The 297-nt window shown below is 33.3% G+C and carries 1 pseudogene; it reads left to right on the top strand.

What is annotated here, in order from left to right:
* Positions 1–297: pseudogene (locus tag ACSG5Z_RS30890) on the top strand (alkaline phosphatase family protein); the annotation flags it as partial.

The following is a 297-nucleotide window of genomic DNA, read 5'->3' as shown; positions in this document are numbered from 1 at the left end:
AACTACAACTAATACTTGAAGAGTTACTTCAAAATAAACAAAACGGTATTGAATTTATGCTTCATGATGAAGCTGCAAAAGACTGCGGTGCAGATGGTAATTGTTTATTTATGTTGGAAGCACAAGAAGGATATAATTTCACTGAAAACTATACAGGCGATTTTATAAAAGAAATTACTGAAAAAGATGTTACGCCCAGTAAAAAATATACATTTGGTACGCATGGATACTCTCCAACTAAACCTAACTATGAAACAATTTTTATCGCTGCTGGGATAAAAAGCGGCGTTACCATTC

Source organism: Bacillus pretiosus (assembly GCF_051294775.1).
Lineage (GTDB): Bacteria > Bacillota > Bacilli > Bacillales > Bacillaceae_G > Bacillus_A > Bacillus_A wiedmannii.
Note: the sequence above shows the minus strand (reverse complement) of the source record. Positions and strands in the feature narration are given on the sequence as shown.